14 protein-coding genes are annotated in these 14,163 nt (G+C 42.3%); 13 read left to right on the top strand and 1 reads right to left on the bottom strand.

Annotated elements, in window-relative coordinates:
* The first annotated feature begins 1,176 nt into the window (after positions 1-1,176).
* From flhD to AACQ81_RS17495, 13 genes are all read left to right on the top strand, one after another.
* Positions 1,177-1,527 carry a flagellar transcriptional regulator FlhD gene (gene flhD / locus AACQ81_RS17555; protein WP_010847229.1) on the top strand — a complete coding sequence of 117 codons (351 nt, stop codon included), beginning with the start codon at positions 1,177-1,179 and terminating at the stop codon, positions 1,525-1,527.
* Positions 1,528-1,529: 2 nt separating this feature from the next.
* On the top strand, positions 1,530-2,114 hold the full coding sequence (gene flhC / locus AACQ81_RS17550) for a flagellar transcriptional regulator FlhC (protein ID WP_237388117.1): 585 nt from the start codon (positions 1,530-1,532) through the stop codon (positions 2,112-2,114).
* Positions 2,115-2,243: 129 nt separating this feature from the next.
* Positions 2,244-3,125, top strand: coding sequence for a flagellar motor stator protein MotA (motA, locus tag AACQ81_RS17545; RefSeq protein ID WP_237388116.1), 882 nt, complete (start codon positions 2,244-2,246; stop codon positions 3,123-3,125).
* Positions 3,126-3,127: 2 nt separating this feature from the next.
* A complete protein-coding gene (gene motB / locus AACQ81_RS17540) occupies positions 3,128-4,129 on the top strand; it encodes a flagellar motor protein MotB (RefSeq protein WP_237388115.1) in 1,002 nt (333 codons plus the stop codon).
* 6 nt (positions 4,130-4,135) lie between these two features.
* The gene (gene cheA / locus AACQ81_RS17535; protein WP_237388114.1) at positions 4,136-6,304 is read left to right on the top strand and encodes a chemotaxis protein CheA; all 2,169 of its coding nucleotides are present in this window, start codon (positions 4,136-4,138) and stop codon (positions 6,302-6,304) included.
* Positions 6,305-6,406: 102 nt separating this feature from the next.
* Entirely contained in the window at positions 6,407-6,904 is a 498-nt protein-coding gene (gene cheW / locus AACQ81_RS17530) for a chemotaxis protein CheW (RefSeq protein ID WP_237388113.1), read from the top strand.
* Between the two features lie 178 nt (positions 6,905-7,082).
* Entirely contained in the window at positions 7,083-8,786 is a 1,704-nt protein-coding gene (locus tag AACQ81_RS17525) for a methyl-accepting chemotaxis protein (RefSeq protein WP_237388112.1), read from the top strand.
* 56 nt (positions 8,787-8,842) lie between these two features.
* The gene (locus tag AACQ81_RS17520) at positions 8,843-10,465 is read left to right on the top strand and encodes a methyl-accepting chemotaxis protein (protein ID WP_237388111.1); all 1,623 of its coding nucleotides are present in this window, start codon (positions 8,843-8,845) and stop codon (positions 10,463-10,465) included.
* Between the two features lie 15 nt (positions 10,466-10,480).
* Complete coding sequence (cheR, locus tag AACQ81_RS17515; protein ID WP_272903116.1) at positions 10,481-11,368, top strand: protein-glutamate O-methyltransferase CheR; 888 nt, start codon at positions 10,481-10,483, stop codon at positions 11,366-11,368.
* Positions 11,361-12,413, top strand: a complete 1,053-nt coding sequence (locus tag AACQ81_RS17510; RefSeq protein ID WP_237388110.1) for a protein-glutamate methylesterase/protein-glutamine glutaminase — start codon at positions 11,361-11,363, stop codon at positions 12,411-12,413. Before cheR ends, AACQ81_RS17510 begins: the two co-directional genes overlap by 8 nt.
* A gap of 114 nt (positions 12,414-12,527) precedes the next feature.
* Entirely contained in the window at positions 12,528-12,917 is a 390-nt protein-coding gene (cheY, locus tag AACQ81_RS17505) for a chemotaxis response regulator CheY (protein WP_092547648.1), read from the top strand.
* 9 nt (positions 12,918-12,926) lie between these two features.
* Entirely contained in the window at positions 12,927-13,583 is a 657-nt protein-coding gene (gene cheZ, locus AACQ81_RS17500) for a protein phosphatase CheZ (protein WP_237388109.1), read from the top strand.
* Positions 13,584-13,784: 201 nt separating this feature from the next.
* Entirely contained in the window at positions 13,785-13,967 is a 183-nt protein-coding gene (locus AACQ81_RS17495; RefSeq protein ID WP_237388108.1) for a hypothetical protein, read from the top strand.
* Between the two features lie 14 nt (positions 13,968-13,981).
* Here AACQ81_RS17495 and AACQ81_RS17490 read toward each other — a convergent pair.
* The coding region (locus AACQ81_RS17490) for a transposase (RefSeq protein ID WP_237387800.1) at positions 13,982-14,163 on the bottom strand (182 nt) is incomplete at its 5' end.

Genomic DNA, 14,163 nt, shown 5'->3' with positions numbered 1-14,163 from the left:
ATGCTGCTCGTCACGCGATGTACATGTGTATATTGTATTAGAATGTGTGCGTTCCCATGCATAGAATCTCTTTCTATTCTTTGGAAGAGTAAGTTGTGTATAAGGGAAATTTTATTATCCTTATCATTTGTGAGTTTGTAAGTAATTTAATTGATTATTTTTTCTTATGTTTTTGTGTGGAAGCTAGCCAGTAAGTGGAAATAATCACCGATGAGCATTTGGTTAAATTTATGTCACAGACAGGCTATGAATGCGTTTTATTTGTTTAGGAAAATTTATTTATTTTTATGGGCAAGAATAGCTTCGATGGCTCTTGATAGACGTTGATTTTGTTTAGTTGGCAAAGCATTGCTGGCTATATCTATAGGAGGGTAATAAGGTAGATGTTTTTTTATTTCAATATCATACTGTATTTTATCTTATTTTTGTGATCTGTGTGAGATTTGATCCGTGAGTGGATGAAGTGCCTCTCTTTCTTCTGTGTGAAAAAAATACGATCATAAATTAAAAATGATCAGACTGGTATCTTTTTAATAACTAGTATTCACATATAATTAATAAATTTGGCATAACTATGATCTCAATCAAGTTATAGTGGAAGATGAGTACCTACCTACATTATCAAGAGGCAAATTTTACTAAGATATTGGTAATTTTACTAAAGGAGAGATTTTTTATCGTTATTTTGGATTTATAAGTTTAATAGATCGCATAAAACAAAAAACAGTCCCTAATATTTTTATTTAAATAATTTAACTTATTAATTGTAGACTATTTTTTGTTTTCTATTGCTTGAATAGTTAATGAGCTAGAATCATAATAAAAAGTGTTAGTTTTGTGATCATGGTCACATAGTATTTAAAATGACATATATTCTCCGTTGTATAAGTTGATGATTCAGGAGTAAAGTTAATTAGCATTAAGAATATTCTTAATCAATTGTGGCAAGTGTATTACCCAGATGACGCAATAATACTTTCACAACCCATTACCGAAATATTTTAGAAATTGGGCGATCCCAAGAGTAATACAAAGGACAGTTACTGCTCTGGCTAAAGATGTATATTTCAGTTATGTCGGAGATTATTGAATCTCATGCTACTGGTAATTTTGTCGTGAGTGATTCTTTGATCACTTAATTTAATTTTTTCATGTAATCGGACGGGATATATAGAAATGAGTACGGTTGAATTGCTCAAACATATTTATGACATAAATTTATCGTATTTGCTTTTAGCGCAACGGCTAATTAACCATGAGAAAGCATCTGCGATGTTCCGTTTAGGTATTAGTGAATCGATGGCTGATACGTTGGCCGAGCTGACATTGCCTCAGTTAGTAAAATTAGCTGAAACAAACCAACTGATTTGCCATTTTCGGTTTGAAGACCACGAAACCGTGCAGCAGTTAACGAAGGAGTCGCGGGTGGACGATCTGCAACAAATTCATACAGGTATCTTGCTGTCTACTCATCTTTTTCAGCAGTTATCCGCTCAGGATGACACTTCAATCAAGAAAAGAGCGTAAAGATGGTTGAAAAAAGTATTGTTCAGGAAGCGAAAGATATTCAGCTGGCAATGGAACTCATCACTTTAGGTGCACGATTGCAGATGCTTGAAAGTGAAACTCAACTAAGCAGGGGCCGACTGATCCGGTTGTATAAAGAGTTGCGGGGAAGTCCTCCACCTAAAGGGATGCTCCCCTTTTCGACGGATTGGTTTATGACTTGGGAACAGAATATTCATTCATCAATGTTCTATAATGCTTACCGTTTTCTGTTGAAAAGTGGACATTGTGAAGGTGTAGAAGTTGTTGTAAGAGCTTATCGACTGTACCTTGAGCAATGTCCCCCGGGAAATAATGGAGATGTGCCTATTTTGGCATTGACCAGAGCTTGGACACTGGTTCGTTTTGTTGACAGTGGTATGCTACAACCAACAGAGTGCCGTTGTTGTGGTGGAACTTTCATCACACATGCTCACCAACCAGTCAATAGTTTTGTTTGTAGTCTTTGCCAGCCGCCGTCACGAGCGGTAAAAAAACGTAAACTTTCCTCTCAACCTGCCGATACTAATTCACAACTGCTGGATGGATTTGCTCAGCAAGCTGTGTGAATTTAAATGGGAAAGTAAAATTCAGGTTACAGGCTTTAAAAACCTGTAACCTGCCACCCACCCTTCTTCATTTATCAATTCACTCTGTTCAAATCCCATCTGCTCACCAACTTAGCTAAAGGATATCGCGTGTTAGTACTTTTAGGATATATAGTGGTTTTTGGTGCGGTAATTGGTGGCTATCTGCTTGTCGGTGGTCACATGGGCGCACTTTATCAGCCAGCGGAATTTCTAATTATTGCAGGCGCGGGAATTGGTGCTTTTATCGTGGGCAATAATGGCAAGGCGATAAAGGCAACCCTGCGTGTTTTACCAAAAATATTGCGCAGATCAAAATACAATAAAGCGATGTATATGGATCTTATGGCGTTACAGTTTCGCTTACTATCTAAATCGCGCCAGAATGGGCTTCTTGCTTTGGAACGGGATATTGAAAACCCACATCAAAGTGACATTTTTACCCAGTATCCCCGTTTACTGAAAGATCAGCAATTGATGGATTTCATCACTGATTATATGCGCTTGATCATTGGCGGTAACATGAATCCTCATGAAATCGAAGCTTTGATGGATGAAGAAATCGAAACTTATGAACAGGAGAGTGAAGTACCCGCTACAAGTTTAGCAATGGTGGGAGACTCACTGCCAGCATTTGGTATTGTTGCAGCTGTAATGGGGGTTGTCCACGCTCTGGGATCTGCGGATCGTCCGGCAGGGGAATTAGGTGCTTTGATCGCACATGCGATGGTGGGAACATTTTTAGGGATCTTGTTGGCTTATGGTTTTGTTTCTCCCCTGGCCACATTACTTCGTCAACGCAGCAGCGAACAAGTCAAAATGATGCAATGCATCAAAGTGACACTACTTTCCAGTCTCCACGGTTATGCACCACAAATTGCCGTTGAATTCGGTCGCAAAACATTATTCCTCACCGATCGCCCTTCATTTACAGAACTTGAAGAGCATGTTCGTCGGGTTAAAGCCCCTATACAACAAGAAGTTGAAGAATAATTATGAGAGCGAATAATGTTACCGTCATCAGAATAAAGAAGCGTAAAAAACATGATCCGGGCCATTGCGGTGGATCATGGAAGATTGCGTATGCTGACTTTATGACTGCGATGATGGCATTCTTTTTAGTGATGTGGTTGATATCCATCGCCAGCCCACAGGAGTTAACCAGCATCGCAGAATATTTTCGCACTCCTTTGCAAGTCGCTATTAATAAAGGGCAACAAAGCAGTGATAGCACAAACCCGATCCCTGGTGGAGGAGAGGATATTTTCCAACAGGATGGAGAAGTCTTCCGCCAAATTAAACAAGTTGAAACCAGCGAAGACAATCGCCGTCTGAACCGCCTGCGCCAGCAACTTGATCAGCTGATTATTACCGATCCCCGCCTTAAAGAACTGCGTCCTCATTTATTGATTGACATGATGGATGAAGGATTGCGCATTCAGATCATCGATCGGGAAAATCGTCCTATGTTTATGATTGGCAGCGCAAAAGTTGAAAGTCACATGAGCGATATTTTACGGGCAATTGCGCCAATCCTGAATGATATTCCGAATAAAGTCAGCCTTTCTGGTCATACCGATAATCTACAGTATGTCAATGGTCAGCGAGGTTACAGCAACTGGGAACTTTCTTCTGATCGTGCCAATGCATCAAGGCGTGAATTGTTGATGGGGGGTTTGGACGAAGTGAAAATCCTGCGGGTTGTCGGGATGGCATCCACTGTTAGCATGCAGAAAGGCATTGATCCTAATGCGCCGATTAACCGTCGTATCAGTATCATTGTACTGAATAAAGATGCAGAAAAACGAATTGAGCAGGAAAATAGTGGCGGCAGCGCCATGACCGCTAACGATAGTATGGACATGCAAAAAGTCATCAGAATGGATTCGAATGAGGGAACACCTGTTCAACAACCTACCGACCAATCCAATGAAATCACAAAACCGGAGCAGCCATCGGCTGAACCGAGTAGTGATACTAATAAGGTGACAGAGTAAGTAACGATGGATATTACCGCGTTTTATCAGACTTTCTTTGATGAAGCAGATGAGTTATTAGCGGATATGGAGCAGCATTTATTACTGCTCAACGCTGATGAACCTGATCCTGAACAGCTAAACGCAATATTTCGCAGTGCCCATTCAATTAAGGGGGGGGCTGCGACTTTTGGTTTTACCAAGCTGCAACAAACTACGCATGTTTTGGAGAATCTGCTCGACAGTGCCAGACGTGATGAAATACGCCTGACCATTGAGATTATCAACCTGTTTTTAGAAGCGAAAGATATTATGCAGCAACAATTGGATGCCTATAAAAGTTCACAGGAGCCGGATGAAGATACATTCAATTATATCTGCGAGACATTACGTCAGCTTGCGTTAGAGCTACAGGAAGATAAACAGGAAGAGGAACTTTTCGCTGCATCATCTGAAATTCAAGCTGATCTTGTCATAGAAAAAGCTGTAGATACTAAAGCCGTAGATACTACAGAGAAAGAACAAGCGGTAGCAGGCGTTCAATCTTCTTCTATAAATAAACCCGATAATGGGCAGATCCGTATTCATCTATCTGGACTGAAAGAACGTGAAGTTGCGTTGATGAAGGATGAATTAGCTCATCTTGGTGATATATATGATGTGGAACAAACTTCAAACAGCCTTGAAGCATCCTTAATAACATCTGCGACAGAAGATGATATTACTGCTGTATTGTGTTTTGTGGTTGAGCCTGAACAAATAACGTTTTTACCGACGCATGAAACCCAGGCAGAAGTGACCAAAATTGAAACTGAAAAAACTGTTGTAGCAGAAACAGTAAGCACAGAAAAAAATACAACAAGCGAAAAGCCTGTAGCGACAAATACAGAAACTCCAAATAAGCCACAATCTGATGAAGCACCGAAAAAGACAAATGTACGTGAAATCGGGCGTCCTGCACCTCGTCCTGCGGCGGGATCACCACGTCAACGTGCGGAATCTTCCAGTATTCGTGTCGCTGTTGAAAAAGTCGATCAACTTATCAATTTGGTAGGGGAATTGGTCATTACCCAATCTATGCTGGCACAGCACTGTGATGGTCTGGAACCGGCAATACACAGCGAATTGTTGAGTTGTATGACTCAATTGCAGCGAAATTCCCGCGATTTGCAAGAGTCTGTCATGTCTATCCGCATGATGCCGATGGAATATGTGTTTAGCCGTTATCCACGTTTAGTGCGTGATTTGGCCGGAAAACTCAATAAAAAAGTGGAGCTGACACTGATCGGTAGCTCAACAGAACTGGATAAGAGTTTGATTGAGAGAATTATCGATCCTCTGACACATTTGGTACGTAACAGTCTTGATCATGGTATCGAAAGTCCAGAAAAACGTCTTGCAGCAGGAAAATCAGAAACCGGTAATTTGACACTGGCGGCTGAGCATCAGGGTGGGAATATCTGTATTGAAGTTATTGATGATGGTGCAGGTTTAAACCGCGAGAAGATTTTGGCTAAAGCACAGTCTCAGGGCCTGAACATCAGCGAAAACATGAGCAATGAAGAAGTGGCCATGCTGATTTTTGCGCCCGGATTCTCTACCGCAGAAGTGGTAACAGATGTTTCTGGTCGTGGTGTCGGAATGGATGTGGTTAAACGTAATATTCAGGATATGGGTGGGCAGATTCAGATCAACTTCCAAGAAGGGAAGGGCACCATCATTCGTATTCTGCTCCCACTGACATTGGCAATACTGGATGGTATGTCCGTCAAAGTTAATGGGGAAGTTTTCATTCTGCCTCTGGGGGCTGTAGTCAGTTCATTGCAGCCACAGGAAGAAGATATTTACCCATTGGCGGGTGATGAGAAATTATTGCAGGTACGTGGGGAGTATTTACCGTTGCTTGAACTGTACCGCATACTCGATATCCCGAATGGAAAAACCGATCCTACAAAAGGCATTGCCGTTATTGTGCAGAGTGCCGGACGCCGTTATGCGTTGCTGGTAGATAAACTGGTGGGACAGCACCAAGTTGTTGTTAAAAATATTGAGAGCAATTACCGCAAAGTGCCGGGTATTTCTGCGGCCACCATCATGGGGGATGGTAGTGTTGCACTCATCATTGATATTCCTGCTTTGCAGAAACTCAACCATGAACAATTGGCTGTGCGTAAAGCAGAGTTGGTGAATAAATAACAAATAAGATAGACCCGATAGATTTCAGGTTGCGGCATAGCCAATAGAGCGGTGGCTTGAAAGGTAAAGGTGATAATCATCTCAAAGTCAAAAGGTAACATCATGTCAGCCATAGAAGAATTAAATAAATTATCAGGGGAAACAACCGGAAAGGAGTATCTGGTTTTCACCTTGGGTGACGAAGAGTATGGAATTGAAATACTGAAAGTGCAGGAAATTCGTGGTTATGACCAAGTTACCCGCATTGCGAATACGCCTAACTTTATAAAAGGGATTACTAACCTGCGTGGGGTAATCGTTCCTATTATTGATTTGAGGATCAAATTCTCACAGGAAGATGTTACCTATAACGACAACACTGTTGTTATTGTTCTGAACCTGCTGAATCGCATCGTCGGAATTGTGGTGGATGGCGTGTCAGATGTCCTTTCCCTGAAAGAAGATCAAATCTGCCCAGCACCGGAATTTGCGGTTACGTTATCAACAGAATATTTGACAGGGCTTGGTTCCCTTGATGAACGGATGCTGATTCTGGTCGACATTGAAAAGCTCCTCAATAGTGAAGAAATGGCATTGGTCGATTCAGTTGCGAAAGGCTGATGTTTTTAAAGCTGCTGTACTAAGAAAAACAGCAGCTTTATTGTTTCAGGTCGCCGGATAGAAAATGTTTTAGATCAAAAAAAGCACTGTAAAAAAATCAATTTTTAGAATTACGCATAAAGTTCCCTTTAAGCGTGCCGATAACACTGGCATAGCAATTTATTACAAAAGGGAAGTCATGTTTAACCGAATGAAAATAGTGACGGGACTGATCTCGGTCATCATATTATTTGGTGCTCTGCAATTTATCTCCGGGGGCTTATTCTTCAATGGGTTGAAGGATGATACAGAAGCATTTGAGCTGACGGATAAAATGCGCGAGCAGCAAAAATTACTGGATGAAAGTTGGATTAACCTGCTGCAAGCTCGTAATAATCTGAATCGTATTGGTATCGTCACCATAATGAAGCAGCAGAGTTTTGATAGTGAATATTCTGTCGACGAAATCTGGGCGGAAGCCAAAGTCAATATTGCTCGTGCGGAACGCCGTTTCGAACAGTTTGATAAACTGCCAAAACTGCCTGTACATGATCCAGAGCGTCTTCAAATACTGAAACAAACTTACCGTGACTACCTTAATGCTTTGAAAGAACTTGATATTCTTCTGACAAAAAAAGACTTTAAATCCTTTTTTGAACAGCCAACCACTGGCTTCCAAAACGCTTTTAATGTGGAACATACATTCTATTTGAACCAGAATGACAAACTGTATCAAGAAATATCAGAAACAGCGAATAGCGCTTATCGCAACGTCATTATCAGCCTGATTTCTGTATTTGTGTTGCTGATTGGTGTCATGACCGTAAGTTGGATTGGCCTGCGTAAAGCACTTATCGATCCATTGCATACATTGCTGGAAAACATAAAAGCCTTCTCAAAAGGAGATCTGACTCAGACGATTACCGTATCCGGTAATAATGAGATGGGCATGTTAGCTGTTGGCTTGAGAGACATGCAGGAAGAATTGATTAACACGGTCAGAAGCGTCCATCAAAGTACTGAAACCATTTATACCGGCACCAGCGAAATTGCTGCAGGTAATAACGATCTTTCTGCCCGGACAGAACAGCAAGTAGCTTCGTTGGAAGAAACAGCTGCCAGCATGGAACAGCTGACTGCGACAGTAAAACAAAATGCTGACAATGCTCGCCAGGCCAGTAACTTAGCTGACAATGCCTCTGATATCGCTCGTCAAGGAGGTAAGGTGGTGGCTAATGTTGTTGAGACAATGCATGAAATCGCTGACAGTTCCCGAAAAATCTCTGATATCACTGGCGTGATTGATGCCATTGCTTTTCAAACCAACATCCTTGCACTTAATGCTGCGGTGGAAGCTGCCCGTGCCGGAGAGCATGGACGCGGTTTTGCCGTTGTTGCGGGTGAAGTACGCAATCTGGCACAGCGTAGTGCTGAAGCAGCCAAAGAGATTAAGGGACTGATTGAAGACTCTGTAAACCGCACTGATACTGGCTCTATGCAGGTAGAAAGTGCGGGTGAAACCATGAAGAAAATTGTCAATTCCGTAACACGCGTGACCGACATCATGGGAGAAATTGCATCGGCTTCTGATGAGCAAAGCAGGGGAATTACTCAAGTTGGTGTGGCTATCTCTGAAATGGATAGAGTTACTCAACAAAACGCGTCACTGGTTGAACAGTCTGCCGCTGCGGCGGCAGCATTGGAAGAGCAGGCAAAAGTATTGACCAAAGCGGTCGCGTTGTTCCAGTTACCGGAGCAAGTAGAAAGGATGAAACCTGAAAACAGAAAATATGAAGTTTTATTGACGAAAAAGACGTCAACCCCTCCAGCTAATAAAACGAATTCCCCCACACTGAAAAAAAGCAGTGATGTGGAAGACCCATCTAATTGGGAAACATTCTAAAAAAATAATAGCGATAACCACGGCTGCTTAAGGCAGCCGTTAAACGAGGTGATTACATGTTAGGCAAGCTTCGCATATCAACCAGTTTGTATCTATTATTAATGATGTTTTGTGTTATGCAAATTGTTTCGAGTGGTTTATCGCTGGGAATAATTCATACAGATCAGACATATATTGAAAGAATTGATCTGGGAACTCAACGGAGAGATACCCTTGGCTTGAGTTGGGCAGCATTGTTACAAACGCGTAACACTCTGAATAAAATCGCAATTGCACAAAAAGTAGGACAGCCGCAAGTTCAGATAGATGCGATGGAAGCATTACTTAAAAGCTCACTGAATGAATCGGAAAGAAATTTTGCCAAATTTATTTCACTGCCCCAAATTGGAGAGAGTAAAAAAAGGGATGACTTATTAGCTGAGATTGAGCAGGCTCATCGAGAATATTTTAATGCTCTGAAAGAGCTGAAAGATTTTCTTTATGGAGGAGATTTTCAGGCTTTCCTTGATCAGCCGACAGAAGAGCATCAGCGTCGGATGGAAGTTGTATATAACAATTATATGCATTACCTCAATAACAACATTATAGAATTGATGGCCGACGCAGCACTGTATTACAAAATTGCTGTTGCTATGTTCTTTGGCTCCATTCTGATGGTATTTACTGTTGCTATAGCAGCTAATTGGTGGCTGAAACGTAATCTGCTCAAACCATTTGAAAATCTGAGAGCTTGTTTTCAAGATATGGCAGAAGGCCGTTTGGATAAAGAAGTGTCTGTCACAACCAATGATGAAATTGGCGACATATTCAGAAAACTACGTGATATGCAGGAATCGTTAATTAAATCGATTTCGGCAGTGAGGGATAACACCGATCAAATGCATATCGGTATTCAGGAAATTACACAGGGAAATACCGACTTATCGTCACGGACAGAAGAACAAGCAGCATCACTGGAAGAAACCGCAGCCAGTATGGAAGAACTGACCGTCACTGTGAAGCAGAACGCAGAAAATGCACGTCAGGCCAGCGAATTAGCAGTTTCCGCATCCCAAACTGCCTCAAAAGGTGGTGAATTGACCACGAGTGTTGTGGCAACCATGGATGAAATTGCCAATAGTTCGAAGAAAATCAGCGCAATTATCAGCGTCATTGATGGCATTGCTTTCCAGACCAATATCCTTGCTCTTAATGCTGCGGTAGAAGCTGCCCGCGCAGGAGAACAAGGGCGTGGATTCTCCGTGGTTGCAGGTGAAGTACGTGATTTGGCACAGAGAAGTGCCGAGGCAGCAAAAGAGATTAAAACCTTAATTGATGAATCTGTCCATCGTGTAAACCAAGGCTCAGAACTCGTTAATCATGCGGGGCAAACCATGGATGAATTAGTCAGCTCTGTTAACCGGGTAACAGAACTGATGGCTGAAATTGCGGCTGCTTCCGATGAACAAAACCGTGGTATTCATCAAGTTGCCCAAGCTGTCAGCCAAATGGATCAAGTCACACAGCAAAATGCGGCCTTGGTGGAGCAATCTGCGGCGGCTGCATCAGCACTTGAAGAGAAAGCAGACATGCTGGTGAAAAACGTTGCTCAATTTGAACTGCCTAAAGATTCTGGCAATGAATATAGTCATCAGAAGTCTTCTGCATCAAACATGACCAATGAGTATATTGTAAGTTAAGTACACTGAGGTCAGATGAAATCCAATTTAACAGCTTCAGATATTGATGCTATTGCACCGCTGAACTTTATGCTTCAGCGGCATGTTTTGTCAGATGCGCAATTTGAGCGTATCTGCCAGTTTATCTATCAACGGGCTGGCATTGTACTGGCAAAAAATAAACGTGAGATGGTGTATAACCGCTTAGTCAGGCGGCTTCGTGTATTAGGACTTAATAACTTTGGCCAATATCTGTCGATTTTGGAACAAGATATCCACAGTAACGAATGGGAATTATTCATCAACGCATTAACCACCAATCTCACGGCATTTTTCAGGGAAACCCATCATTTTCCTATTCTGGCGACACATGCCAGCAGGAAAAATGGGGGAACATACCGTGTTTGGAGCGCAGCTGCTTCAACAGGTGAGGAGCCGTATTCTATTGCAATGACCTTGTGTGATGCACTGGGGCATCGTTCAAATCGGCTAAAAATCATTGGCAGCGATATCGATACCAGCGTGCTGGAGAAAGCCCGGCAGGGTGTTTATCGACTGGAAGAATTACAGTCTCTGAGTGAGACCCAAAAGAAAAAATATTTTTTCAAAGGAGTTGGTCTTTTCGAAGGTCATGCTCGGGTTCGCCCTTTGCTTGCTGAATTGGTGAATTTTCAGCACTTGAATCTATTGGATTCTGATTGGGCTCTAGACGGTAAATTTGATGCGATATTTTGTCGTAATGTCATGATTTATTTTGATAAAAAGACACAGGAAAGGATTTTGCGCCGTTTTATCAATGTCTTAAAACCGGATGGTTTGCTCTTCGCAGGGCATTCCGAAAACGTCACTCAAATCAGCCGAGAGTTCTACTTGCAAGGACATACCGTTTACGGTGTAAGTCGGGCAAGGAGGGGTCATGAATAAAATAACTGTTCTTTGTGTGGATGATTCGGCGCTGATGCGTCAAATCATGCGGGAAATTATCAATAGCCACCCTGATATGGAAGTGGTCGATTGTGCTCCGGATCCATTTGTTGCCCGCGATTTAATAAAAAAATACAACCCGCAGGTATTAACGTTGGATGTCGAGATGCCTCGCATGGATGGGATCGATTTTCTTGAAAAATTAATGCGGTTACGTCCTATGCCAGTTGTGATGGTTTCTTCTCTGACAGCAAAAGGTTCGGAAATTACATTAAAAGCGCTGGAATTAGGTGCCGTGGATTTTGTCACCAAGCCACAGCTGGGTATCCGTGAAGGTATGTTGGCTTATAGTGAACTGATTGCTGAGAAAATCCGTGCTGCGGCACAGGCAAAAGTCAGTTCCATGGCACAGTCTTCTGAAATTGCTGAACCGCTGAATTTCAAGCCATTATTATCCAGTGAAAAACTGATCGCAGTTGGAGCTTCGACGGGGGGAACGGAAGCAATTAAAAATTTGCTGCAACCCCTGCCTGTTACCAGCCCGGCATTGATGATCACACAGCATATGCCCCCTGGTTTCACGCGCTCATTTGCTGAACGCCTCAATAAACTGAGTCAAATCACTGTCAAAGAAGCCGAGGATGGAGAGCGAGTCCTGCCTGGTCATGCTTACATAGCACCGGGGGATTGCCATATGGAGCTTTGTCGCAGTGGTGCCAATTACCAAATCATGATAACCAATGCGCCCCCGGTTAATCGTCATCGCCCTTCTGTTGATGTTTTATTCCGCTCTGTTGCCAAATATGCGGGGCGCAATGCCATAGGCGTCATTTTAACGGGCATGGGCAGTGATGGTGCGGCGGGATTGTTGGAAATGAAACAGGCGGGAGCCTATACCCTGGCGCAGAACGAAGCAAGCTGCGTGGTATTTGGCATGCCACGGGCAGCGATTCAATTGGGAGCAGTGGATGATGTCATGGACATCCGAAACATCAGCAAAGCTATGCTTGCTAAAATCAGCGCAGGGCAATCGATTCGCATTTAGTAGTTGTTATTTGACGTTAATTTTTGCAGCACTGTTTTTGCAACATTATTTTTACTGTATTGTTTTTGCAAACAAAATTGTGCTGCCGGACAAATGAAATTCTAAGGAGTTTTTATGGCAAGTAAGGATCTGAGATTTTTGGTTGTTGATGACTTTTCAACTATGCGCCGGATTGTGCGTAATCTATTGAAAGAGCTAGGTTTCAACAACGTAGATGAGGCTCAGGATGGGGCTGAAGCGCTGACTAAACTTCGTACTTCTGAATTTGATTTCGTTATTTCTGACTGGAACATGCCAAATATTGATGGTCTCGAATTATTGAAAACGATTCGCGGAGAAGAAAAATTGGCTTCTTTACCTGTTTTGATGGTGACGGCAGAAGCGAAGAAAGAAAACATTATTGCAGCAGCACAGGCTGGAGCCAGCGGTTATGTGGTGAAACCGTTTACTGCCGCTATCTTAGAAGAGAAGCTCGATAAGATATTTGAAAAATTGGGGCTCTAAGGAGACAAAATGAGTGAAAATCCAGTCATGCCTAGAGGTGAGGCAATTCCTACCAGTGAAATAATTAGTCGTATTGGGCAGTTGACAAGAATGCTGCGTGATAGTCTGCGTGAACTGGGATTGGATCAAACTATAGCTCAGGCGGCTGAGGCGATCCCAGATGCAAGGGAGAGATTGAATTACGTTGTTCAAATGACGGCACAGGCGGCTGAAAGAGTGCTGAATTGTGTTGAAGCAGCACAGCCCCGTCAGAATGAACTGGAAGCGTCTGCAAAATCTCTGACTGAACGTTGGGATGAGTGGTTTGCAAACCCGAAAGATCTGGAGCTGACTGATGCCCGCTCACTGGTAACAGATACGAGAAACTACCTGACTCTTGTGCCTGATTATGTCTCATTTACCAATATCCAATTACTTGAGATCATGATGGCACAAGACTTTCAAGATCTCACGGGACAGGTAATCAAGAGGATGATGGAAGTCATTCAGGAACTGGAAAAACAATTGGTTATGGTATTAATGGAGAATATGCCCTCTGACCAGATGGCTAAAGGGAAAAAAGAGAACGATAGTCTCCTTAACGGCCCTCAAGTCAACCAAAATGGTACAGGTATCATTGCCAACCAAGAACAAGTTGATGATTTGTTGGATAGCTTAGGTTTTTGATAACGAGAGAAAATACTTAAAAACGGTGTATTAAAAAATAACTTAATGAACAGGACGATTGTGTTTTGATCCCGTTTGGGTGAGTCTGATGGCTGGCCCAAACATCCACCTTGGCTTTCCCCCACTATTCTTCTATATCCAATGAATTTCAAAATTAGGGTATAAAAGGACACTGTCCTACATCACACAGAGGAAAACATTGTGAAGTCGATTGATAAGATTATTAAGTTGAAAAACTCATTTGTTTCTTACCGTAAAGAATCAGAAGACGGTCTGGAGAATAATCGAAACCCCATCGTTTTTTTGCACGGTACAAATAGCAGTGGTCAAAGCAGCTTTGGGATTAACCATAAACATAAAGCATTATCTCACTCAAATAGATAAAGACACCTTAGAACCTATTCAGAATTTTTCCTGCGCAGTAATAGGATAAGAAAGGCCAAATTAACAAATTGAAGGCTGGTATTTAAATAGCGTTCACAGTTTTTCCATAAGCGGCGGCATTTATCCAGCCAGGCAAATGAACGCTCGACCACCCATCGGTTGGGGATAACCTTGAAGGTATGAAGCTCATCACGTT

Origin of the sequence: Xenorhabdus sp. Sc-CR9 (assembly GCF_963897815.1) — a bacterium.
Lineage (GTDB): Bacteria > Pseudomonadota > Gammaproteobacteria > Enterobacterales > Enterobacteriaceae > Xenorhabdus.
The sequence above is the reverse complement of the archived record's forward strand: the minus strand, read 5'-3'. Positions and strand labels throughout refer to the sequence as shown.

What these genes read in the sequence shown, in the direction of transcription:
- cheY (WP_092547648.1), top strand. Translation starts at nt 12,528, where the DNA reads ATGGCAAGTAAGGATCTGAGATTTTTGGTTGTTGATGACTTTTCAACT.
- AACQ81_RS17525 (WP_237388112.1), top strand. Translation starts at nt 7,083, where the DNA reads ATGTTTAACCGAATGAAAATAGTGACGGGACTGATCTCGGTCATCATA.
- cheZ (WP_237388109.1), top strand. Translation starts at nt 12,927, where the DNA reads ATGAGTGAAAATCCAGTCATGCCTAGAGGTGAGGCAATTCCTACCAGT.
- motB (WP_237388115.1), top strand. Translation starts at nt 3,128, where the DNA reads ATGAGAGCGAATAATGTTACCGTCATCAGAATAAAGAAGCGTAAAAAA.
- AACQ81_RS17510 (WP_237388110.1), top strand. Translation starts at nt 11,361, where the DNA reads ATGAATAAAATAACTGTTCTTTGTGTGGATGATTCGGCGCTGATGCGT.
- cheR (WP_272903116.1), top strand. Translation starts at nt 10,481, where the DNA reads ATGAAATCCAATTTAACAGCTTCAGATATTGATGCTATTGCACCGCTG.
- AACQ81_RS17520 (WP_237388111.1), top strand. Translation starts at nt 8,843, where the DNA reads ATGTTAGGCAAGCTTCGCATATCAACCAGTTTGTATCTATTATTAATG.
- cheW (WP_237388113.1), top strand. Translation starts at nt 6,407, where the DNA reads ATGTCAGCCATAGAAGAATTAAATAAATTATCAGGGGAAACAACCGGA.
- flhC (WP_237388117.1), top strand. Translation starts at nt 1,530, where the DNA reads ATGGTTGAAAAAAGTATTGTTCAGGAAGCGAAAGATATTCAGCTGGCA.
- flhD (WP_010847229.1), top strand. Translation starts at nt 1,177, where the DNA reads ATGAGTACGGTTGAATTGCTCAAACATATTTATGACATAAATTTATCG.
- cheA (WP_237388114.1), top strand. Translation starts at nt 4,136, where the DNA reads ATGGATATTACCGCGTTTTATCAGACTTTCTTTGATGAAGCAGATGAG.